Source organism: Nocardia sp. CWNU-33 (genome assembly GCF_046764895.1).
In the GTDB taxonomy this organism is placed as follows: domain Bacteria; phylum Actinomycetota; class Actinomycetes; order Mycobacteriales; family Mycobacteriaceae; genus Nocardia.
The window spans coordinates 80,981-102,511 of the sequence record NZ_JBKOQN010000002.1 but is presented as its reverse complement, the minus strand read 5'-3'; the positions used below and the strand labels follow the sequence as shown (position 1 = coordinate 102,511).

The 21,531-nt window shown below is 66.9% G+C and carries 19 protein-coding genes; 11 read left to right on the top strand and 8 right to left on the bottom strand.

The genetic code is table 11. From position 1 onward, the window contains the following. Positions 1–54: 54 nt before the first annotated feature. From ACLMAL_RS02740 to ACLMAL_RS02730, 3 genes are all read right to left on the bottom strand, one after another. Positions 55–888, bottom strand: a complete 834-nt coding sequence (locus tag ACLMAL_RS02740) for a glycosyltransferase family 2 protein (RefSeq protein ID WP_411997622.1) — start codon at positions 886–888, stop codon at positions 55–57. A 12-nt stretch (positions 889–900) separates the two neighbouring features. Further along, positions 901–2,310, bottom strand: coding sequence for a polysaccharide pyruvyl transferase family protein (locus tag ACLMAL_RS02735; protein ID WP_411997621.1), 1,410 nt, complete (start codon positions 2,308–2,310; stop codon positions 901–903). A gap of 77 nt (positions 2,311–2,387) precedes the next feature. After that, positions 2,388–3,083, bottom strand: coding sequence for a TetR/AcrR family transcriptional regulator (locus ACLMAL_RS02730; protein WP_411997620.1), 696 nt, complete (start codon positions 3,081–3,083; stop codon positions 2,388–2,390). A gap of 103 nt (positions 3,084–3,186) precedes the next feature. Here ACLMAL_RS02730 and ACLMAL_RS02725 point away from each other — a divergent pair, with 103 nt between their 5' ends. From ACLMAL_RS02725 to ACLMAL_RS02675, 11 genes are all read left to right on the top strand, one after another. Further along, positions 3,187–5,022 (top strand): FAD-dependent oxidoreductase, encoded by a 1,836-nt coding sequence (locus ACLMAL_RS02725; RefSeq protein ID WP_411997619.1) that lies wholly within the window; start codon positions 3,187–3,189, stop codon positions 5,020–5,022. A 246-nt stretch (positions 5,023–5,268) separates the two neighbouring features. Further along, positions 5,269–6,366, top strand: coding sequence for a glycosyltransferase family 4 protein (locus ACLMAL_RS02720; RefSeq protein WP_411997618.1), 1,098 nt, complete (start codon positions 5,269–5,271; stop codon positions 6,364–6,366). Then, positions 6,363–7,568 (top strand): glycosyltransferase family 4 protein, encoded by a 1,206-nt coding sequence (locus tag ACLMAL_RS02715; protein WP_411997617.1) that lies wholly within the window; start codon positions 6,363–6,365, stop codon positions 7,566–7,568. The genes ACLMAL_RS02720 and ACLMAL_RS02715 overlap by 4 nt, the downstream gene beginning before the upstream one ends. Next, on the top strand, positions 7,561–8,970 hold the full coding sequence (locus tag ACLMAL_RS02710) for a lipopolysaccharide biosynthesis protein (RefSeq protein WP_411997616.1): 1,410 nt from the start codon (positions 7,561–7,563) through the stop codon (positions 8,968–8,970). Before ACLMAL_RS02715 ends, ACLMAL_RS02710 begins: the two co-directional genes overlap by 8 nt. Then, positions 8,967–10,067 carry a glycosyltransferase gene (locus ACLMAL_RS02705; RefSeq protein WP_411997615.1) on the top strand — a complete coding sequence of 367 codons (1,101 nt, stop codon included), beginning with the start codon at positions 8,967–8,969 and terminating at the stop codon, positions 10,065–10,067. Before ACLMAL_RS02710 ends, ACLMAL_RS02705 begins: the two co-directional genes overlap by 4 nt. Then, entirely contained in the window at positions 10,064–11,461 is a 1,398-nt protein-coding gene (locus ACLMAL_RS02700) for a hypothetical protein (RefSeq protein WP_411997614.1), read from the top strand. The genes ACLMAL_RS02705 and ACLMAL_RS02700 overlap by 4 nt, the downstream gene beginning before the upstream one ends. Further along, the gene (locus tag ACLMAL_RS02695; RefSeq protein ID WP_411997613.1) at positions 11,452–12,729 is read left to right on the top strand and encodes a protein tyrosine kinase; all 1,278 of its coding nucleotides are present in this window, start codon (positions 11,452–11,454) and stop codon (positions 12,727–12,729) included. Before ACLMAL_RS02700 ends, ACLMAL_RS02695 begins: the two co-directional genes overlap by 10 nt. Positions 12,730–12,731: 2 nt before the next feature. After that, positions 12,732–14,087, top strand: coding sequence for a glycosyl hydrolase family 28-related protein (locus tag ACLMAL_RS02690; RefSeq protein ID WP_411997612.1), 1,356 nt, complete (start codon positions 12,732–12,734; stop codon positions 14,085–14,087). Between the two features lie 3 nt (positions 14,088–14,090). Next, the gene (locus tag ACLMAL_RS02685) at positions 14,091–15,446 is read left to right on the top strand and encodes a GNAT family N-acetyltransferase (protein ID WP_411997611.1); all 1,356 of its coding nucleotides are present in this window, start codon (positions 14,091–14,093) and stop codon (positions 15,444–15,446) included. A gap of 80 nt (positions 15,447–15,526) precedes the next feature. Beyond that, complete coding sequence (locus tag ACLMAL_RS02680) at positions 15,527–16,894, top strand: glutamate-1-semialdehyde 2,1-aminomutase (protein ID WP_411997610.1); 1,368 nt, start codon at positions 15,527–15,529, stop codon at positions 16,892–16,894. A gap of 114 nt (positions 16,895–17,008) precedes the next feature. Continuing rightward, positions 17,009–18,124 (top strand): glycosyltransferase, encoded by a 1,116-nt coding sequence (locus ACLMAL_RS02675; RefSeq protein WP_411997609.1) that lies wholly within the window; start codon positions 17,009–17,011, stop codon positions 18,122–18,124. A 29-nt stretch (positions 18,125–18,153) separates the two neighbouring features. Here ACLMAL_RS02675 and ACLMAL_RS02670 read toward each other — a convergent pair whose 3' ends face one another. The 5 genes from ACLMAL_RS02670 to ACLMAL_RS02650 form a co-directional block, all read right to left on the bottom strand. Continuing rightward, positions 18,154–18,693: a sigma-70 family RNA polymerase sigma factor gene (locus ACLMAL_RS02670; protein WP_411997878.1), complete on the bottom strand. Its 540-nt coding sequence runs from the start codon at positions 18,691–18,693 to the stop codon at positions 18,154–18,156. Between the two features lie 207 nt (positions 18,694–18,900). Beyond that, complete coding sequence (locus ACLMAL_RS02665; RefSeq protein ID WP_411997608.1) at positions 18,901–19,665, bottom strand: ANTAR domain-containing protein; 765 nt, start codon at positions 19,663–19,665, stop codon at positions 18,901–18,903. A 225-nt stretch (positions 19,666–19,890) separates the two neighbouring features. Beyond that, positions 19,891–20,619: a GAF and ANTAR domain-containing protein gene (locus ACLMAL_RS02660; protein ID WP_411997607.1), complete on the bottom strand. Its 729-nt coding sequence runs from the start codon at positions 20,617–20,619 to the stop codon at positions 19,891–19,893. Positions 20,620–20,790: 171 nt separating this feature from the next. Then, positions 20,791–21,198, bottom strand: coding sequence for a hypothetical protein (locus tag ACLMAL_RS02655; RefSeq protein ID WP_411997606.1), 408 nt, complete (start codon positions 21,196–21,198; stop codon positions 20,791–20,793). Then, positions 21,195–21,440: a hypothetical protein gene (locus ACLMAL_RS02650; RefSeq protein ID WP_411997605.1), complete on the bottom strand. Its 246-nt coding sequence runs from the start codon at positions 21,438–21,440 to the stop codon at positions 21,195–21,197. The genes ACLMAL_RS02655 and ACLMAL_RS02650 overlap by 4 nt, the downstream gene beginning before the upstream one ends. Between the last annotated feature and the right edge of the window lie 91 nt (positions 21,441–21,531).

Genomic DNA, 21,531 nt, shown 5'->3' with positions numbered 1-21,531 from the left:
GCCGGGGGCACCACGTTCGTCGTCGAGGGGCGTGCAGAGCCGAGAGCGGGCCGTTCAGAGCAGATCTGGACGGTGCCGTACCGTCGCGACGGTACGGATCCGCAACCGCTGCAGCGCCGCCTTCGCCAGCCGGGTGTCGCCGGCCAGCACGTCGGCACGCTTCACCAACTCCGGGTAGTCGCCGGCGAGACGGTGGTGGAAGCGGAGCATATCGGTGAGCTTGCTGACCGTCGAGGTGCTGCTGCACAGGTTGAACGATGAATTCCGCCACGCAGCGGTGATTTCGGGCATTCCGTAGAACACCCCGAACGACGACACCCGCGCGAACAGGTCGACATCCATCGGGAACACCAGGTCGCCGCGCAGCCCGCCGACCCGATCGAAATGCTCGCGATGGAACATCGCCGCCGCGGTCGGACCGAAATCGGCGGGGCCGAGGCGCACGATCGTGCGTGCCAGCGCACGGGCCGGCTGCCTGCCCTCCAACCCGGCCAAACCGAGATCGGTTTCCAGCACCTCGCCCGCCTCGTCGATCACCTCGAACCGGCTGGCACAGATGGCGATCGACTCGTCGGCCATCACCGTCAACTGTGCGGTCAGCGCGCCGGGTCGCAGCACGTCATCGGCGCAAACCACCTTCACGAGCTTTCCGGTCGAGGCCCGGATCACGGTGTTCCAGTTGTCGCCGATCGGTAGCACGGAATCATTGCGGAGCACCCGGATGCGCGGGTCGTCGAAGGAATGCGCGATCTCGGAGGTGGCGTCGGTGCTCGCGTTGTCGAGGACGACGAGCTCGAAATCCACATCCTGCTCCAGCACCGAGTCCAGCGTCGTCGCGAGTGTGCGCGCCGAGTTGTAGGCCGGAACGCATACCGACAGCGTTGTCATGACAGGTGCCCCCTAAACGGTCGCGCGGCGCACCGGGCCGCTCTCCACCAACCGGAACACTCGCTCCAGGCCGGCCCGGCTGGCGTCGATCTGATCGACGGCCTTCTGCCGCAACGAATCCCGGACAGCCGGCGCATCGTCCCATACCTCCCGGATCGCGCGGCCGAGATTGTCCTCGAGCTCCGCATCGTTCAGATGTACCACCTGCAGCCCGGTGCCGAACATTTGGGCCAGGCCGTGAAACTTGTCGTCGTAGTACTCCGAGGCGGTAATTCCGACCGCAGGAATGCCTTGCGACAGTGCGAATACCGCTAGATGATAGGCACTTGTTACAAGCAGCCGGCAACGCGCGACCTGACGTGCCACATCGTGCGCGGTGCCGCCACGCCCGACCGGTGCCGCCGTCCGCGCCGCCCCGGCCAGCAGCGGCAAGGTCGCGAGGCGATCCTCCGAGGCGTATTCGGAGATGATCAGCGGCACCACACCGGCATCGAGCTCGACGGCCTGGTCCCGGACCACCCCGCCGAGCGTCGCCTGGGCGACCGCGCTGACCTTCGAATAATCGGCCACCCGCAGGCACAGCCCGATATCGGTCCCGATCCGTGCGCCGCGCAACCGATAGCCGAACTCGACCGCGTCATCACCGGTGATCATGACCCGCTCGGGCTCCACGCCGAACCCGCTCAGCAGTTCCGGGCCGCGGCGCGGTTCCCGCAGCGCGATGAAATCGGCGCCCGGCAACACCTGCGTGGCACGGCGCTGCAGCAGCGGATCCCGCAGCGGCCCCATGCCCTGCCCGACCATCGCGGTCGGAATGCCCAACGCATGAGCGCGTTCGAGCAGGTTGAGGGTGCGATTGGCCTGGTAGCGATCGACATCGGTCATGTAGCCGCCGCCGAGGGCGATGACCAGCGACGCCTGGGCGACGGCGGCTGGGATCTCGACAGGAAACTCGGCGCCGGCCGCTTCGGCTTCCGACTCGTCGTGGTACCGGCGCAGACATGCGCTGGAACGCAGGGCCCGCAGCCGATCCTTCGGCCCGTCGGTCGCGGCGCGCCACCGCAGTGCCGCAGGTCCGATCAGTCTCGTGCCCGCGGTTCGCGACAGCCGTCCCTGCCAACTGTCCGATCCCCAACACCACTCGGGTCCACAAATCGGTTCCGCCTCCGGCAGCAATGCCTGAAGCACGGCGGGTTGATGGGTCAGCACGCCGATGCGCGCATGCGGCCAGCGTTCTCGTAACCGCTCGATGGTGACGGTCATCATGGCGATATCGCCGCGATTGCGTAGCCAATACTCGCCGTTCTCGACAAGTACTCGAATCTCTTGTTGGTCTATATCGGAACGATCTGCAACCGAATGCTCGGTCCCCACTGTGATGTCCTCCCGCCAGTCCCCCGCGGGCCGGTTCGTGACCGGCACGAACTCGTTGTGAAATCTACCGCACCCGAGAGATGTCGGCCATACTTGCGACCAACCCTTCCGGTAGGTTTCGTTTCCTAATCCTTTGTGCGCTTATCGATTTCGCCCGAATGGATGGCCCGCAGCGAAGCCCCGGCAAAGGCGGTGCAGTAGTCGATGAGTTTGTCCATCGGCACCGCCAGCCGACCGCCTTGTTTCTCCACGATGACCCGCTCCAGCATGCCGACCACCGACAACGCGAAAATGTCGACGATCGGTGCGGGCGGATGATCCGCCGGCCGCGCCTCGGTGGCGGTGGCAGCGACCAATTGCGCGAAGCGCCATAACGCATCGCGCAGGCGATGCTCCGCCCCCGCTGCGGTCGGCTCGACGAACACGATACGAAGTTTGCGCGGATCCTGCGCCAGCGCCGTGAGATACGTACCGATGCCCGCCCGGAGTTTGCGCGTCCCCTGTGGCGGCGTCGCCTCCACCGCACGCGCCACCGTGGCGAACAACTCGTCGATGACGTGGTCGAAGACCGCCGCGAACAGCTCGCGCGTCCCGGCGAACGACTCGTAGAAGTATCGGTCGGTCAGGCCGGCCGCACGGCACAGGTCCTTGACGCCGGTCGCCGAATACCCGCGGGTGCCGAACAGCTCCAGGCCGGCATCCAGCAGCTTGCCGCGCCGGGCGGCTACCCGGGCTTCCGCGTCGACGCCGCCATAGGAGCGGATCGGCCGCCGCTGTCGTGGGGCGGTCGCGTCTGCCGTTCGCTCGCCGCGCGCACTCACGACATCCGCGCCAACGTCGTTGTCATGCCTGCATTGTCTCCCATCTGCGGCGACCATCTGCTAAATATGACGATCAGGATAGTCAGAATTAGACAGGGTCTTCATGACAATTCGAGGTTCATCGACACATCGCCCGCAGAACTCGGGCTTCAGCAGACGCTCGTTGCTGCGCGGAGCCGCCGCAGCGGCGGGAACCGCGGGTCTGGCAGCAGCGACAGGAACCACCGCGGGACCGGCCGCCGCCCAGGCGCCCCGCAGGCGAAATGGTCCCGCGCGCAATACCGTCGCGGTGCTCGGCGCGGGTATCGGCGGGCTCACCGCCGCCCAGGAACTGGCCGAGCGCGGATTCCAGGTGACCGTCTTCGACCGCAAAGAACTCGGCGGCAAGTCGCGCACCATCCCGCTGCCCGGCACCGGCGTGGACGGCCGGGCGCCGCTGCCTGGTGAACACGGCGCCCGCGGCTTCACCTCGTTCTATCACCACGTGCACGACACGATGCGCCGCATTCCGGTGCCCGGCACCGGCAAAACCGTCTACGACAATCTGATTCCGTTCTCGGTGAACGACCCGCGCTACCCGCGCGCGAACAACCTCCCCGACGGCTTCCCCCTGATGTTCGGGTTCTATTTCGATCCGCGCCAGGCGCTCACGCCGGAAGGGATGCAGCGCGTCCTCGTCGAGGTGTTCATGAAGAACAACCTCATTCCGCTGCCGGAGGCGATGTACATGGCCGGGCGGGTGATCACCTATCTCACCTCCAGCGAGGAACGCCGCTTCGGGCAGTGGGAGCACGTCAGCTGGTGGGATTTCGTCGGTGCGGGCACCCGTTCGGCCCAGTTCCAGGCACTTGCGGCGACCGGCCTCACCCGCGCGCTCGTCGCCGCCAAGGAGTACGTGGCGAGCACCAGGACGATGGGCAACATGATGGAGGGCTTCTTCATCGCGCTGATGCAGGAGCTGACCGGCGGCCCGAAGGTATACGAGGTGCTCAACGGTCCGACCAACGAGGCCTGGCTCGACCCGTGGATCTCCCTGCTGCGCAATATGGGCGTGCAGTTCCACCCCGGCCACGCACTGCAGGGCTTCGTGGTGGACGACGACCGGATCGCCGGCGCCCGCATCCAGCGCCCGGACGGTTCGATCCAGGTCTTCGAGGCGGATTGGTATGTCTGCGCGATGCCGACCGACCGGGCCCGCCGCCTGTGGTCGCCCGAGATCCGCACCCTCGACCCGGCTCTGGGCCGGATGGACGCGCTCCATGTCGACTGGATGAACGGCATGCAGATGTTCGTCAACGAGAAGCTGGAACTCGGCGCGGGATACAACATCTACCTCGATGCGCCGTGGCGGCTGACCTCCTATACCCAGCGCGCGTTCTGGGATGTCGACTACGCCGCGAAGTACGGCGACGGCAGTATCGTCGACGGTCTGACCATCGACATCGCCGACTGGGATACCCCCGGCATCCTCTTCGGGAAAACCGCCAAGCAGTGCACGCGCACGGAGATCTACCAGGAGACCTGGGCGCAGATGACCGCGGCGCTCAACGATGACGGCAGGATTCAATTGAAAGAGGGCATCGTGCGCGAGTGGCTGCTCGACCCCGGCATCACCTGGGCCGACGGGCAGAACCACAATGACGAACCGCTGCTGGTCAATACGATCGGGTCCTGGGCCGATCGACCCACCGCGCGCACACGGATTCCGAACCTCTTCCTTGCCGCCGACTACGTGCAGACGAATTTCGACCTGGCGACCATGGAGGGGGCCGACGAGGCAGGCCGTACCGCCGTGAACGCACTGCTGGAGGCGGCGGGTTCGAGCGCGCCGCGTGCCCGGCTGTTCACTCGCGACTCGATACCGGCTTTCGAGCCGCTGCGCCAATTGGATGCAGCACGATATCGAGCAGGCCAACCGAACCTTTTCGACCTTGGTTAGATCCCGGCAAACACCCCCGCCCCACTCTGATGTCGACTCGCAGGTCGCCGGGCCGCACCGGACGTGCCTGGTAGCCCGGAGTTGAAAAAGACTGTTCCAGCTACTGGTCGATCTTCCTCGGGAGCCCGAATTGCCGGATGTAACTTAGACTGTTGCGGGAAGCGAGTTCGGTAGGAGGGCTCGCATCAAGATCACCAGCAACAGGGGGCAACGGTGACGGCACCGACCGGGCCGCTCCGCGTACATATGACAGGGTCCGAGTGGTTCGCAGCGGCGCCGGGTGGACTGAATCGGTACTTCACCGACCTGTTCGACGCACTCACCCGACAGCCGAATGTCGAGGTGTCCGCCGCCGCCTTCGGTGCGGTGTCCACGGACTCCGCCCCAGGCCTGCCGGGCGCCCGATCCTGGGGACCGCTCGGCGGATCCACCCTGCGTCGGGCGCGGACGGCGTTTCTGGACCGCACCGAATTGCGTCGAGCAACGGTGCTCGACCGGCATTTCTGCCTGTACGGACCTGCCGCGATCGATCGGCGCGGACGGGTCCCGCTGGTCGTGCACTTCCACGGTCCGTGGGCGGCCGAGAGCAGGCTCACCGGTCAGAACGAACTGGCCGCAAAGGCGAAATACCTGGTCGAGCGCCTGCGCTACGCCGGAGCAGACCGATTCGTCGTGCTGTCCAACTACTTCCGTGACGTGCTCGCCAACGACTATCGGGTGCCTGCCGAGCGGATCGAGGTGATCGCTCCCGGCGTCGATCTCAGCCGCTTCCGTGCGACACCGATCCCGGCCGCAGCCTCCGCCGGTCGCACCGTCCTGTGTGTGCGCAGACTCGAACGCCGCATGGGCATCGCCAATCTGCTGCGCTGCTGGCCGGGCGTCCTCGACCAGCATCCCGACGCCCGTCTCGTCCTCGTCGGAACCGGCACGGCGGAGCAGGAATTGCGCGCTCAGGCCGCCGCGATGGACAGCAAGGCCGCCGAATCTATAGTCTTCGCCGGGCATATCGACGACACGCGACTCACCGAGCTCTACGAGCAGGCCGAACTGACCGTCGTCCCCACCATCGCCCTGGAAGGATTCGGCCTGATCGCGTTGGAATCGCTGGCGGCAGGCCGCGCGCCCATCGTCACCGACTGTGGCGGACTCCCGGATTCGGTACGCGGGCTCGACCCTTCACTCATCGTGCGCGCCGGTGACACCGACGCACTCGGGGACCGAATCTCCGCCGCGCTGCGCGGCATCCTACCCTCCCCCACCGAATGTCGCTCGCACGCAGAAACTTTCTCGTGGGATGTCACAGCGGCGCGACATTTGACGATGTACGAGGAATTAAGGCAATGACCAAAGCCCTCTTCCTCGCGCATACCGCCGCACCATCCGGTGCCGAACTCGCCACACTGCGGCTGTTGTCCGCACTACGGGAGCTCGGGCGCGCCGAGGTCACGGCGATATTCACGGAGGATGGACCGATGGTCGAGCGCATGCGGGCGCGCGGGATCGAGACCTGTGTGCAGCGAAGCGGATTCGACAGTCGCGCCATGACCATCGGATCCGGCCCCGTCCGGCTGCTCGCCGGGTTCCTCGCCCTGCTGCGTCTCGGCTGGGCGATCGGCGCCACCGCGAAACGCCTACACGCCGAGGTGCTGGTCGCCGAGAGCAGCAAAGCGCTGGTGATGGGAGCAGTCGCCGCGCGCCGCGCGGGCATTCCGCTCGTCTGGCAGGTGCACGACCGCATCGCCGTCGACTACTTCGGCCGGGTACCCACCCTCGTCCTGCAAACCCTGGGGCGACTGATCGCGCGCGGCTACATCGCTAATAGCAAAACAACATTGGCGACGCTGCGCACCGGTCGCCGCCCCGCGATCGTCGCCTACCCCGGCGTCGAATTGCACGCCGACGCCGTCGCGCACCGCGCCGACCAGCGTGTACCCGAGGAAACCGTGGTCGCCGTCGTCGGCCGACTCAGTCCGTGGAAAGGCCAGGATGTCCTGCTACGCGCCGCCGCCGCCGCGACAGTGCGCCCGCACCGGATCCTTCTGATCGGTGGCACCTTCTTCGACGAAGAGCCCTACCGTGCCGAATTGGAACAGCTCGCACGCGATCTCGCGCTGCCGGTGACCTTCACCGGGCACGTCGACGACCCGAACCCCCACCTGCACGACGCCGACATCCTGGTGCACTGCTCGGTATTGCCCGAGCCGTTCGGACAGGTCGTCGTGGAGGGCATGCACGCCGGCTGCGCGGTCATCGCCGCAGGCCCGGGCGGCCCGGCGGAGATAGTCGAGCACGGCGTCAGCGGACTACTCGTGGACGGCGGTGACGAAAGGCAGCTCACCGACGCGCTGGACACGCTCATCGCGGATCGCGCACTGCGCACCCGTTTGTCGGCCGCGGGCCGAGCCCGCGCGGACCACTTCGATATCGGGGCCTCGGCGCACACTGTCGCCGACTTCCTCGACACCCTCACCCGACGCACCGGCGCTGTGGGACACCAGAATCCGGACGAACGGACTCCGCGTGTCGAACGGAACCCGCATGTCTGAGCGCAAACATGCCGCAGGCCACCCGCCGCCGCCCGACCAACGGCCGCCATCGACCACCGGCGGCGCCCACCGCAGATACGACGGCGGCCGCGGCCGTAACGGCGACGGTGCGCACCGCTCGCAGGGCATTGTCGCGGTGCTGCGTGACATCGGCCTTGTCACCTTCGGTAAGTACGGGCAGTACGTCATCACCTTGGTGACGGTGCCGCTGATCGCGAGGGTGCTCGGGACGCACGGTCTCGGCCTGCTAGCCATCGGCATGTCGTCGTACTTCATCGGATCGCTGCTCGTCGATCTCGGCATCACCTCCTTCCTGGCTGCACGCGTCCACGATTCCCACGACCGCTATCGCATCGCGAACATCAACCAATTGCGCGGGGACTACCTCGCCATCCGCTCCGCGATCCTCGGTCTCATCGGCGCCGCCCTACTGCTGAGCCTGGCCGCGGGCGCTTCGGACCAAGTGGAAATGCTCCTGCTGGGGCTTTTTGCCGGCGGATTCTGGTCGGTCTCCGAAGACTGGCTGTTGATCGGGCAGGGCAGATTCGGCGCGTCCACCGGCTATCAGGCGGTCGGCCGGGTGGGCTACCTCGTGCTTTTGGTCGTGGTGCTGCCGCGGATTCCCAGCGCGGAGATCGCGATGCTGTGCCTGCTCGTCTCGTCCATTCCCACCGTGGTGCTGACCTGGTGGGACTCGCTGCGATCGTTCGGGCCGCCCGCGCGGCCACGGCATTTCCGCGAGGTGCTGCGCACGGGTGCACCGGTTTTCGCCTCACGTCTGCTGGTCACCACCTACGGCCAGGGCGCCGCTGCGGTGTACGCCGCGGTGCTGGACGCGGTATCCCTCGGCCTGTACTCCGCGGGCGATCGGCTGGTGCGCGCCATCCAATCCACCCTCGACCCCATCGGTTTCGCGCTGCTGCCGCGGATGGCCAAGCGCAGCGCCGAAGCCGGGTTCTGGCGCCGCGCCCTGCAGGCCCTCTCGGCCTGCGTGTGTCTGGCCTGCCTCGCCGTGGTCGCCGTGTGGCTGGCCGCTCCCGCGATGATCCATCTGGTCTTCGGCGACGAGTTCGCCTCGGCGGTCGGGCTGTTGCGCGTCGAGGTCTTCATGCTGCCCGCCACCACCATCACCTCGTTCATCACCACCGCTGTGCTGCCGGTGCGCCAGGACACCACCGGCGTGCTGATCGGTGCGATCCTCGGGACCTGCGTCGCGGCCGTCGCGTTGGTCATCGCCTTCCGCACACACTCGGTGTGGACGCTGGTCTACGGCAGCGTGATCGTCGAATGGACAGTCGCGTTCTGGTATCTCGCGCGCGTGCGCACCCTCATCGGCCGCGAGCGCGCACTGTCGGCCGCCGGTCCCGCGGTCGTGCTCATGCGTGAGGAGAGACGCTCGTGAGAATTCTGTATGTCGGCGACGATTGGGTCGGCAGCAATGCCCGCTCGCTGGCCGACGGATTCCGGCAGGCCGGGCACGAGGTCGTCGTGATCGACTCCACGCCGGTCACCCTGCCCACGCGGTTGTCACCGCCGTGGCTCTACGCCAAGGCCACGCACCGGCGCGCGCCGTGGGCTGTGGAGCAGGTACACGCCGACATCGAGCGCGCCGCCGCCGATTTCCGGCCCGACCTGTTGTTCGCCTTCAAATCCGTACACCTCGACCAGCGGCGACTGCTGGACACCCCGGCCCGGCTGCACGTGCACTACAGCCCCGACGACGTCGCCAACCCCGAGAACATCAGTCCCGAGTATCTCGCGCACGAATCCGAATGGGACCTGATCGTCACCACCAAGCAGCACAATGTGGCCGAGCTGCGCGACCGTGGCGCCCGCGCGGTGACTTTCGTGCGCAGCGCCTACGATCCGGCTTGGCATCATCCGGCCGCGCGACGCGGCGCCCGGCAATTCCTGCTCGGCTTCATCGGCGTGTGCCGCCCCGACCGGCGCGATCACATGGTCGCGCTCGCCCGAGCCTACGGCGATCGGATGCTGGTCCGCGGACCCGGCTGGCGTCGGGTCCCGGAATTGCGCACCACTCGCGCGGTGGTGGCCGGACCGGTGTACGGACAGCACTATTCGGCGGTGATCGCCGATATCACCGCCAATCTGGTGCTGCTCAACTCCGACAACCGCGACACTCACACCTGCCGCACGTTCGAAGTGCCCGCAGCGGGTGGCCTTTTCGTCGGCCAACGCACCGACGAGCACGCCGAGCTACTGCGCGATACCGTCGAATGCTTCCTGTTCACCGAAGCGGCGGAGCTGCACGAGATTGTCCGGTGGTGCGCGGCGCACCCGGAGCAGGCGGCCGCGGTCGCCGCGGCCGGGTACCGAAGGATCGTCGACGGCGGCCATCGCTATGTCGATCGCGCCCGCGAAATCATCGCTTCGCTCGAGCAACCGACCGTCGCAAAGCCCGCGAGTGAGATTGCAGTTGCGGGCAATACCGTGTTTTCAGGTAACACGGCGCACGGTGCCGACGAGTCACAGTCGTGAGTGCCTACACCGAGATCGCGCTGATCGCCTGCGCGCTGACCACCCTCGTGGTGGCTGCCGCATGGGTTCCCGGTGTCGCACGGGTGTTCGTGATCGCGCAGGCTGCCTTCTGGTCGCTGTCGTATATCGCACGACCCGTCGTGCTGCTGGTGGTGCAACCGGATCCGCACTACGGCGACAACGTGCCTGATCCGCGGCTGGCCGAATACGGTTACGACGACAGCATCGCGCTGGTTCTGCACCATGTCGTGTTCGGCATGTGGGTGTACGCGGTGTTCATCGTCGGGTACGCGATCTGGTCGCGGCGGCGGTCCTCGATGCTGGGTGTCGCGGGCGAGCCCGCGACACTCACCGACCCGGACTTCATCCCGGCGCTGGTGGCCATCTATGTCGTCGGCGTCCTCGGGCGCGGCGCGACCATTGCCGCAGGCGCCACCGGCCATGCCGGTGATGTCGACAGCGCGAACCCGATTCTCAACTTCGTCGCCATTCTCGGCACCATCGCCGCGCTCGGATTGATCATCTTCGCCAGGCCCGCGCGGCCGCTGACGACGGTACTGATGCTGGGTGGGCTGCTGGTCATGGAGCTCGGGTGGACCGTGGCCACCGAGTCCAAGACCCCGATTCTCGGTGCCGCGCTTGCGGTGGCTGTCCGCTTCGCGCTCGTCGGCTGGACCAAAGGCAAGGCCGTCGGGGTGATGGTGATCGCGGTCCTGGGCATCGGCGGCTTCGGCTGGCTGCAGTCGTTCAAGTCCACGGAATTCGCCAAAAGCGAATCGGCACTGACCAATTCGAGCTACCCCCCGATGGTGCAGCCGTTCCTCAGTATCCTGCGGCGCTTCGACCTGCTCGAGGCCGCGACCGACGCCTACTTTCACGGGCCCGGTTTCTGGGTGGAGCCCGACGAGGTGATCCGGCACGCCGCCCTGACCCTGATTCCGGCTCAGTTGCTCGGCACGGAGAAGTTCCAGTCCGGCACCGCATGGGCCAACGACGTTCGCGGCGCCTCGGTGGACATGACGCGGGTCTCGGTATCACTGGCCGAGGGCAACGTCAACGAGGGCTATGTCCTCGGCGGCTACGCCGGTGTGGTGGTCTCGGTCGCCTTCACCTTCGGGCTGCTGCTGGCGTGGGCCAAATCGCTGTACTCCCGCTACTTCCCGATTGTGGTGCTCGGCCTTGCCATGACCGGCGCCTCCTCGCTGTTCGAGCGCGGAATCCTGGGCAGCATGGAGGCACTGGGCAAGTTCGTGCAGTCCGCCGTGCTCGCATGGCTCATCTATCTTGCGGTCAAAGAGTATCGGCGGCGGGCCCGGCCCGGGCCGTCACCGCTGTCCCCGCCGCACGCAACACCAGTATTCATCGGGAAAAGAGGATCCGGGCAATGGGTTTGATCGACTACTGGCATATCGCGCGCAGGCGCTGGCTGATCATTGCCAGCGTGTTGCTGTTGTGCGTGCTCGCAGCGGTGGGATACGCGCAAAGCCTGCCGACCACCTATGTGGCTTCCAGCAGCATGTATGTCACGATGGCCACCGGAACCTCGGTGAACGATTCCTACCAGGGCGGCCTGGCCGCGCAGCAGCGCGTGCGCTCCTACGTCGATCTCGCCAACAGCGCCACACTGGCCAAACGCACCATCGATGATCTCGGCCTGAAGATGTCCATCGGTGATCTCCAGGGCAAGATCGCCGCCACCTCGCCGCCCGCCACCACCATGATCAACATTTCGGTCACCGACAGCACCCCGACCCGGGCCCGCGATATCGCCAACGGTGTGGTCGCCCAATTCCGGCGCCTCATCGGTGAACTCGAAACGATCGAGTTCGGCGCGGCGCCCGCGGCACGCGTCGAGGTGATCGATCGCGCCGAGCTGCCCACCGGTCCGACCGGTCCGCAGACAACGCGGCTGCTCGTGCTCGGCCTGCTCGCCGGCCTCGGCCTCGGTTGCCTGGCCGCGTTCGTTCGCGACCGCACCGACCGCACGTTGCGCACGTCCAACGAACTCGAGGCCGTGCTAGCGGTGCCGATCCTCGGCATCATCGATGCCGGCCGTCCTAGCGCCGAAGACGAAACCCGAAGGCTGCGGACCCGACTGCTGCGCAATGGCGATGCGGCCGCGATCATGCTGACCAGTCTGACGACCAAGTCGGAATCGGACGTCACCATGGCGCTGGCGAAATCGTTCGCCGACACCGGCCGTCACGTGGTGCTCGTCGATGCCGATACGTCGAACGCGGGTCGCCTGCAGCCCTATACATCGGACCAGTCCCCCGGGTTGGCTCGCGTGCTGCGCGGCTCGGCACAGGTTCCGGAATCGGTGACCTGGTGGCAGCAGACCGGTGTCTCGGTGCTGCCGCTCGGCGACGCCGACCCACAGACCTCCGATCTGCTGGCCTCCGATCGGTTCTCGGCCGTTATTGCCAAACTGCGCACCGACTTCGATCACGTCATTGTGCAGGTTGCCCCGATCACCGACGCCGCCGATGCCATCGCACTGGCCGCACTGTTCGACCAGACCCTCGCCGTGGTCCAGCTCGGCAGCACCTCCAGCGCACAGGTGCGTGGCGCGCTCGCCACCTTCGGCGACACCGCGCTCACCGGTGTTGTCGCCCACAGCGTTCCGAGCAGCCGCCTGCAGCGACTGATGGGGAGGCCGTAAGGATGCCCGAGGACGCCGTCGGTCGACGACGACTGCTCGCAGCATCGCTGGGCGCCGCCGCCGCGCTCCCGCTCGCGGCGTGTGCCTCGTCGGATCCCCCTGGTAGCCCTTTCCGCTCGCCCAACGTCACCGACGCACCCGCGGCACGCAATGTCCGTGACTTCGGTGCGGTCGGTGACGGCGTCGCCGACGACACCGCCGCATTCGCCGCGGCGGCCGCGGTCGGCGGCACGCCGCTGGTGCTCTACCTGCCCGCTGGGCACTACATGGTGCAGTCGTGGCCGGAAATGTCTGATTACGCAACGGTCCTCGGCGACGGCGCGGATGTGTCGGTTGTGGTCTGCGACGCGGACACCACCTTGATCAACCTCCGCAAGCGCAATCGGATCCGGTTCGCCCGCCTCGGCATCTTCATGACGGGGCCGCGCTCCACCGCCGTCGTGCTCTCGGAATGCTTCCGCTGTTCGTTCGACGCCGTGGTGATCCGCGGCAACCATCTCAGCGACAACCATCCACGCTTTCTGGAGCAGCGCGGTGTCGTCCTCGACCACAACACCGGCGGTACCGCATTCATCAACTGCGACATCAACAACTTCGGCGTCGGCATCGTCACGTCGTGCATCCAGAACTACGTCACCTCCTCCAAGCTCACCAGCAACTACATCGGGGTGCTCGGCACTGGCAGCGACCACAATGCCGGACTTGCCATGACGAACGTCGAATTCGTCTCCGACAACGACCCGCACACCACCGACAAGCACATCGCCATCGATGGCGCGGCCAATGACTGGTGGCTGACCAATGTCTGGTTCGAGGGCGCGGACATCGCGCTGTCGATCGGCCGGCATGATCGCGGCGGACCCGCCCAATTCGGCATGACCAACTGCAAGGTCGCCGCCCGCTCCGTCGGCATCGACCTGGTCTACTGCCGTCAGCCCTACCTCGCCAATGTGCAATTCGACGCCGACCTCGACAAGCCGCCGATCGAGCTGCGCATAGATCCCGCAGGCTGCCCCGAGGGCACCGCCATCAACCTCATCTCCAGTTCCACCGATGAACTCAATCCGGCGATGTTCCCGGACGCCTGGCATGTGATGGGTCGCAACAGTGTGCATTCGCCTCGGTTCACCGGAACGATCGTCGGCAGAGCCGGGCGCGGCGACACCGATATCTTCCAGGCCCAGACCGCCGACGGAGCCGTGCGCTCCGCCGTCCTATCCAGTGGTGCATGGCTTTCCGATCATCCAGAAAGCGGGATCGTGCTCAAGGATCCGGCAGGCGGGTATTGGCGACTCTCGGTAGCTACCGACGGTGCGGTGAAAACGACCTCGCTCGGTAGTCAGCGCCCCCGGGGGTGAGCCGTGACCGATCACCCACCTTCGTTCTCCGATATCCGACTCGGGCCGGCCACCCTGCACGGCGTCATCGTTGTGTTGCGGCCGCCCCGGATCGCGGACTACGCACAATGGCGACGGATCCGGTTGCGCGATCAGCGGACCATCGAGCCGTTCTGGACCAGTTCACCACTGGACTGGGCGGCACGGCACAGCGGAAAGCAGTGGGTTCGTGAATGTCTCGTGGTCCGCACGCAGGCGCGTGCGGGTCGGCGGCTGTCCACGGTGATCGAAGTCGCAGGGCGCTTCGCCGGGCAGATCGAGCTGGTCTCGATCGCACCCGACACCGGGTCGGCGGAACTGGGTCTCTGGGTGGATGCCGACGTGGCACGGCACGGTTTCGGCGGGCTCGCGGCATCGCTCATCCTGGACTTCGCCTTCGGGGCGGCCGGACTGCAACGCCTCACCGCCCCGATCTCGCCCGCGAACATCGCGACCTCGCGCGGCGCGGCATTGATGGGGTTTCGACGCGAGGCGATGATGACGCGATACTTCGACGTCGGCGGCGCCAGGCGTGATCACGAACTGTGGGCGATCACCCGGCAGGCGGTTCCGCCGAACGGCTTCACGGCCCGCTGGATCACCCGCTACGACGGCCAGGTGTCGGCCACACCGACCACGCCGAGCGCTCCCGAGGGGGCACCGATTCCGGCGACCACCGTGCTCGTCGCCACCGCCCGGTATTACGCGGGCCGCGTCTTGCACATGCTGGATCCGCTGCGGACACCGAAACCCATCCGGCTCACCGACGCCGAACATCCGGCCCTGGTACTGCGTAGCCGCAGGCGTGGGGACTGGGCGCAGTGGTGCGCGGCGCGCATGCACAGCCGAGGACGGCTCGATCCGGGTCCCGGCGAATCCGAAGCCGCCTGGGCGGCACGGCACTCCCGTTCCCAGTGGTGGCGCGAATTGCTGCGGGCCAGGGCAGGTCTGCATTCCCCGACCGGACTGGTGCTCGCCATCGAGGTGGACGGCGCGTACTTCGGCGAAGGCAGACTGTTCGATCTCGACATGTTCGACCGCAATGCCAAGATGTTCGTCTGGACCGATACCGCCGGTGCTGAACAGATCCGGCTCGCGGCCACCCAGCTGCTGCTCGACTACGCTTTCGCCGAGCTCGGACTGTGCCGGGTCGAGACGGCCATCGAACTCGACGATCTCGGTGCCGCCGAAGTCGCCGCTCGGGTCGGCATGATCCGCGAGGGCCGGATGCGCTCCTACGTCGGTGCCACCGGTCGACGCGCCGACCACGACCTCTGGGCGGTAACTACACCGGCCGACCAGTCCTCGCGAGGACAAGTCTCCGAGCCGGACGTACAGTGATTCCGAGATCCATCGCGCGCAAACAGATTCGTGCCGACGGCTTTCTGTGTGCGTGCCTCACGACCCATCGGGAGCCGATCATGGTCCATGTCCCGGGTAGCAATCCGTCGGCCGATCGCCGACCCTTCACCCGCAGCAACCAACTCCAATCCCGCCTGCACGATCTGGTGCCCGGCGGCGCGCACACCTATGCGCGCGGCGCCGATCAGTATCCCGAGTTCATGGCGCCGATCCTGGTCCGCGGCAGCGGTGCACGGGTGTGGGATGCCGACGGCAACTGGTATGTCGAATACGGGATGGGGCTGCGTTCGGTCACGCTCGGACACGGGTTCCGGCCGGTGCTGGACGCGGTCACCACGGCGATCGCCGACGGGGTCAGCTTCAGCCGCCCGACCGAGCTGGAAGTGCTTGCCGCACAGGATTTCCTGACCCTTGTGCCGGGTGCGGACATGGTCAAGTTCGCCAAGAACGGCTCCGATGCGACCACGGCGGCGGTGCGGCTGGCCCGTGCCGCGACCGGGCGCAGCGTCATCGCGATGTGCGATCAGCCGTTCTTCTCGGTCGACGACTGGTTCATCGGGACCACTCCGATGGACAGCGGCATCCCACGCGACGTGGCAGCGGGCACCATGAAGTTTCGCTACAACGACCTGCCCTCCCTCGCGGCGGTGCTCGACACCGGCGCGGTCGCCGCCGTCGTCATGGAGGCGGCCACCGCGCTCGCCGAGCCGGAACCCGGCTTCCTCGAGGGCGTTCGCGATCTGTGCGACCGCTACGGCACCCTGCTCGTCTTCGACGAGATGATCACCGGATTCCGCTGGTCGGCCGGTGGCGCGCAAGCGGTGTACGGTGTCCGCCCCGACCTGTCGTGCTGGGGCAAGGCCATGGGCAACGGATTCCCCATCTCGGCGCTGGCAGGCAAACGCGAGTTCATGGAACTCGGTGGCCTGCGCACCGACCACGACCGCGTATTCCTGTTGTCCACGACGCACGGCCCGGAATCGGGCTCGCTGGCCGCCTTCCGCGCCGTGGTCGACGAATACCGCACCGGTGACCCGGTCGCCCGCATGGAACACGCCGGGCAGCTGCTCGCCGACGGCGTGAACGCGGTCGCGGCCGAACTCGGTATCGCCGACTACCTGCAGGTGCTGGGCCGCCCATCCTGCCTGATCTTCGTCACCCGAGATCCCGAAGGTAAGCCATCCCAAGAGTTCCGCACCCTGTTTCTGCAGGAACTCCTCGAACGCGGCGTCCTCGGGCAATCCTTCGTCACCTCCGCCGCCCACACCGACGCCGATATCGCCCACACTGTCGGCGCGTGCCGCGAGGCGGCGGCGGTGTATCGCAAGGCGATCGAGCAGGGTTGTGTGGACGGGTTGCTCGAAGGCCGGCCCGTCGCCCCCGCATTGCGGCGACACGCCGCGCCCCGCAGGATCGACCCGACATGAATCCGCTCCTCGGTCCATCACCGACCGGCCCCGTGCTCCGACAGGAAGTCGAATGACCTATCGCCGCGCCGACGGCAACCACGCACGCACATGGATCGCCGAGCCGGTGAGCGCATGAACGAGCCTCGCCTTGCGATCGTGCACGAACGTTTCACCGAGTTCGGCGGCTCCGAGGCCGTCATCGGCGAATTCGTCGAAACCTGGCCGCACGCAGAGGTATTCGCACCGATCATCGAGCCCGACGGGGTTCGGACGCCGCTGAAGACGGTGCACGACACCTGGCTCAGCCGTGCCCACGCCGCCACCGGTCGCCGTTCGCACGCCCCGCTATTGCCCTTCGTGCCGCGAGCCTTGCGCCGCCTGCCGCTGCGCGGCCGGTTCGACGCGGTCCTCATCAGTCATCACTCCTTCGCCACCCAGGCCGTATTCGCCACGGACGCACCGACCATCGTCTATGTCCACAGCCCCGCCCGCTGGGCGTGGGATGCCGAATTCCGCGCCCAAGAGGCGGGTGGGCGGGCCGGGCAGCTGGCCCTCACCGCCCTCGGCAGGCTCGCCCGTCGCGCCGAACTGCGCGCCGCACCGCACCTCACCCACATCATCGCCAACTCGCATGCCGTCGCCGACCGTGTCCAGGACTGGTGGGGCCTGCCTGCCACAGTCGTCAACCCACCGGTGCAGGTCGAGCAGTTCACTCCGGATGCTGCGATCCCTCGCGAGGACTTCTTCCTGTTCGCAGGCCGGCTGGTTCCCTACAAACGCCCCGATCTCGCCATCCGCGCCGCCCAACGCGCGGGAGTCCGCCTTGTCGTCCTCGGCGACGGCCGCTTCCGCAGCCAACTCGACGCCATCGCGGGCCCCGAAACCACCTTTCTCGGCGCCACGTCCTTCGACGTGCTGCTCGACACCTACCGGCGCTGCAATGCACTGCTCATGCCGGGCATCGAGGATTTCGGCATCGTCCCGGTCGAGGCAATGGCCTGCGGCACACCGGTTCTCGCCGTCGGACAGGGCGGCGCGCTCGATACCGTCCGCCCTGGCGTCACCGGTGCGTACGTCGAGCACGGCAGCGACGAGCACGTCATCGAAGGTATGGCCGCGGCCATGCGCGCCTTCGATCCGACCGCCTACCACCCCGCAGCCATCCGCGACCACGCAATGTCCTTCTCCCCCAGCGCCTTCCGCGCCAATATCGCCGAAACAGTCGCCGCCGTCACGCATCGATCGTGACGGCGGCGACCGCATCCGGCGACTGGGCGCTATTGCTCGGCGAGATCCGTTCTCAGGTGCTGCAGCGCGGAGCGGATCCGGGATTTCGCGGCGGGCAGCCCGATGCCGAGGCAGGCCGCGACCTGCGGATAACTGAGGCCGCGATAATAGGCGAGGGTGATGGATTCGCGCTGCAGCGAGCTCAGACCGGTCAGGCTCCGGCGGACGGCTTCGCGGTCGTGGTTGCGCAGGGTTTCCTCGGCGACCACATCCATGGGCGGTTGGTAGGCGCGGGCGCCCCACTGGTGATTGTGGTCGACGGTCGCCCGCTCGTGCCGTACCCGGTCCACCGCCTGCCGATGGGCAAGCATACGTAACCACGTCAGTGCCGATCCGCGATGTTCATCGAAGCCACCCGCACACCGCCACACTTCCAGGTAGACGTCCTGGCACGTTTCTTCGGCATATCCAGGGTCTCGAACAACGGCGAGAACTCGCTGAAATACCAGGTTTCGCGTGCGGCGATACAACTGCGCAAATGCGTCACGATCGCCATTACCGATGCGGTGCACCAATTCTGCATCGAGCATGGTCACGATTGCCCCCTGAAACAGTGATACGACAAGAAAGAGATACGTCGAAACACTCCGTCGAGGGCATGGACGGCGCTGTGTGGTAAACGAATCCGGCCGGGGACAGGGGCCATCGGATCCACCGTTCGTCAGACTACCGGTCCTTATCGAGGTGCCGTCGCGAATTCGTCCATGCGGTGAATGCCGAGAATGGCTGGGGCAGAATCAGATCCGGAGGCCGAGCTCCACGATGGCTTTGGCGACCGCCTGCACCGGCACACGATTGGTCCGAGCATGGGCTCGGATGAGCTCGTAGGCGGCATCGGGTGTCGTCCGCCCGGCATTGGCGAGCACACCTTTGGCTTGCTCGACAATGATCCGGGTATCCAGCGCGCGCGTCAGCTGCTCGGTCAGCTGTTCCTGGCGACGAATGGCAGCCGACTTGACGATGTGCCCGGCCGCCATGCTGGCGAGCAAACCGCCCACCGAGAGATCTTGTTCGGTCCAGTCGCGCAGCTCGTGGGTGTACATGCCGAGCACACCCACTGTGACATCCCCAGACCGCATCGGTACCACCGCTACCGACGAAACCTGTTGCCGGACTGCCTCGGCGCAGAATTCCTGCCACACCGCACGACGACAGCCGATGTCGGTGACCGCGATGGGTGCGCCGTGCCGCAACGCGGCCACGTACGGGCCACGTCCAGTGCGGTGCTGACAGAGCTCGACCTCCAACAAGGCGTCGGGTATCGCCGCAGTGAGTCTCTCGGGCCCGTCCTGGACGAGCGTCACCGTGCAGCCCGCCAAATCCAGAACGTCGATGGCGCTGTCCATCAGCTGCCGCACCATCCGCGGGGTCTCGCCGACAACGGCAACCGCGTCCGCGAGCCGCGACACTGCCGCAACCAGCACCTGACTGTCCGACACCCGCACCACCCCGCACGCGAAGACCGATCGTCCTGTCGAGTCCAGCGCCGCACTCGCCGACATTTCCATGGTATGGCCATTGCGACGAATTTCGTTGCTCTCGTGCACAATCGGTGGGTCGACACGCCCGGCTCCCAGATGTACCAGCTCCTATATGGATCGGGCCTCCCTGCGTATCCGTGCATATGCCCGCACCACCGGTGTTCGCCTCGCCGACATCGTCGAGGGCCGGATCGACATCGCCGACATCGTCGTCGAACCACCGAATTGAGCCCAGGTCGTCGGCGATCAGTCGGCGTCGGCGTCGGCGTCGAATCGGATCCGGTTGGCGACCACTGACTCGGCCACCTCGGCCAGCGACATCCCGTGTGCGAAGGCATAGGCACGCAACCGCGCATAGGCATCCGCCGCGCGAATACCCAACTGCCCGATCACCATTCCGGCCGCTTGATGGATCACACCGCTTGTCAACGGCTGATCCCGCCATCGCGGCACACCACGACCCGGTTGCGCAGCGCCTGCGACCAGCTGTGCGGTCACCAGATCGGCAATGTGCAGCCCCGCAGAGATCATTGCGGGCCGCGGCAGACCGGGATGCTCGCCGTAGAGATCGAGCGCACCCAACCGGACCGCACCCAGGTGCAACGGCACCGCGACCATCGGTCCGGAAATCCTCGGGTGCCCAATCCTTTCGCTGCGAGCGAGCTCCGCGGCGAAACCGGGCCACCGCTCGCCGCTCGCCGCCAGGTCGGCCAGCAACACCGGGACGCCCTGCGTGACGGCCTCCACCGCAGGCCCCTGGCCGAGGGTGGTCTGCACCGTCTCGACGAGGACGGCGACACCATCACTCGCACACCAGGGTTGCAGCCCCGCATCGCGTTCCCGCATCAAAATCGCAGCGCGGCGCACCGGCAACACCCGCACGCACGCATCGGCCAGCGCGGAGATCCCGCCACCGCCGATCGACAGCGCCGACAGGAAGTCATCGGTCAGGTGATCGAACTGCGCCACACTCATCCTACGAACTACTCACGACCATTGCCCCCATTGCGAATTCGACGGTTCCTTCTTCTGGTATTCGTCACGCTTCCGACAATGGACCCCCCGACGCATCGCAAGAATACGAAACGCCAACTCTCCACACCAGGGTCGAAGGGCCCGCGAACCGAGGGCAAGACGTAGGTCCGCCTACGGAATGGTGTCGGCCTGCACCTCGGCGTGCAACCGCCGCAGCACCGGCGCGCGATCGGTCAGCACGGACCAATTTCGGGAGATGGCTTCGTGCACCGCGTGCGCCGCCGAGACGAGCGCGTCGGCGTCGGTATGCCCGGTCAGCAAGCCGCCGATGTCGGCGGCGATGCCGACATCGAGCACCGGCACCACAGTGTGCGGCATGCCGAGCAGCGCCGCGAGGATATCCAGCTGATCGGCGGGCACCAGCGCCCTCGCCGCAGTGAGCACTGCGGCAGGAACAACGATCGTATTGCCGGATCCCGCTGTGGCCCAAGCGATCGCGTGCGGATAGGGATCCCGTCGGCACCAACCGAGGACCGCGCCGAGATCGAGGACGACGCCGGTCAGGGTCGGCGGGTTCACGCGGCGCCGGCCGCGTACTCATCCTCGGTCAGGGGCGGTAAGCCCAATAGTGCGCGTCCGTGATTGATCATCTCCAGCGGCGGCTTGCCACCGTAGACGCGTTCGATGGTGGCAACAGATTGTGCGCGGTCCATGCGCTGCCGGACCGACTCGGCGACGAACTGCGAAACCGATTCGATCCGCCCGCCCTCACGCCATTTGTCCAGGGTCACGGCGATTTCCTCGGGGACTGTGACCGTCACCTTCCGAGTCTTGCGCTCTCTCGCCATATCGGAAGTGTACTCGGATATGGCTTGCCGAGACCGGGTGCATACCGGGCTGCGACATGGGAAA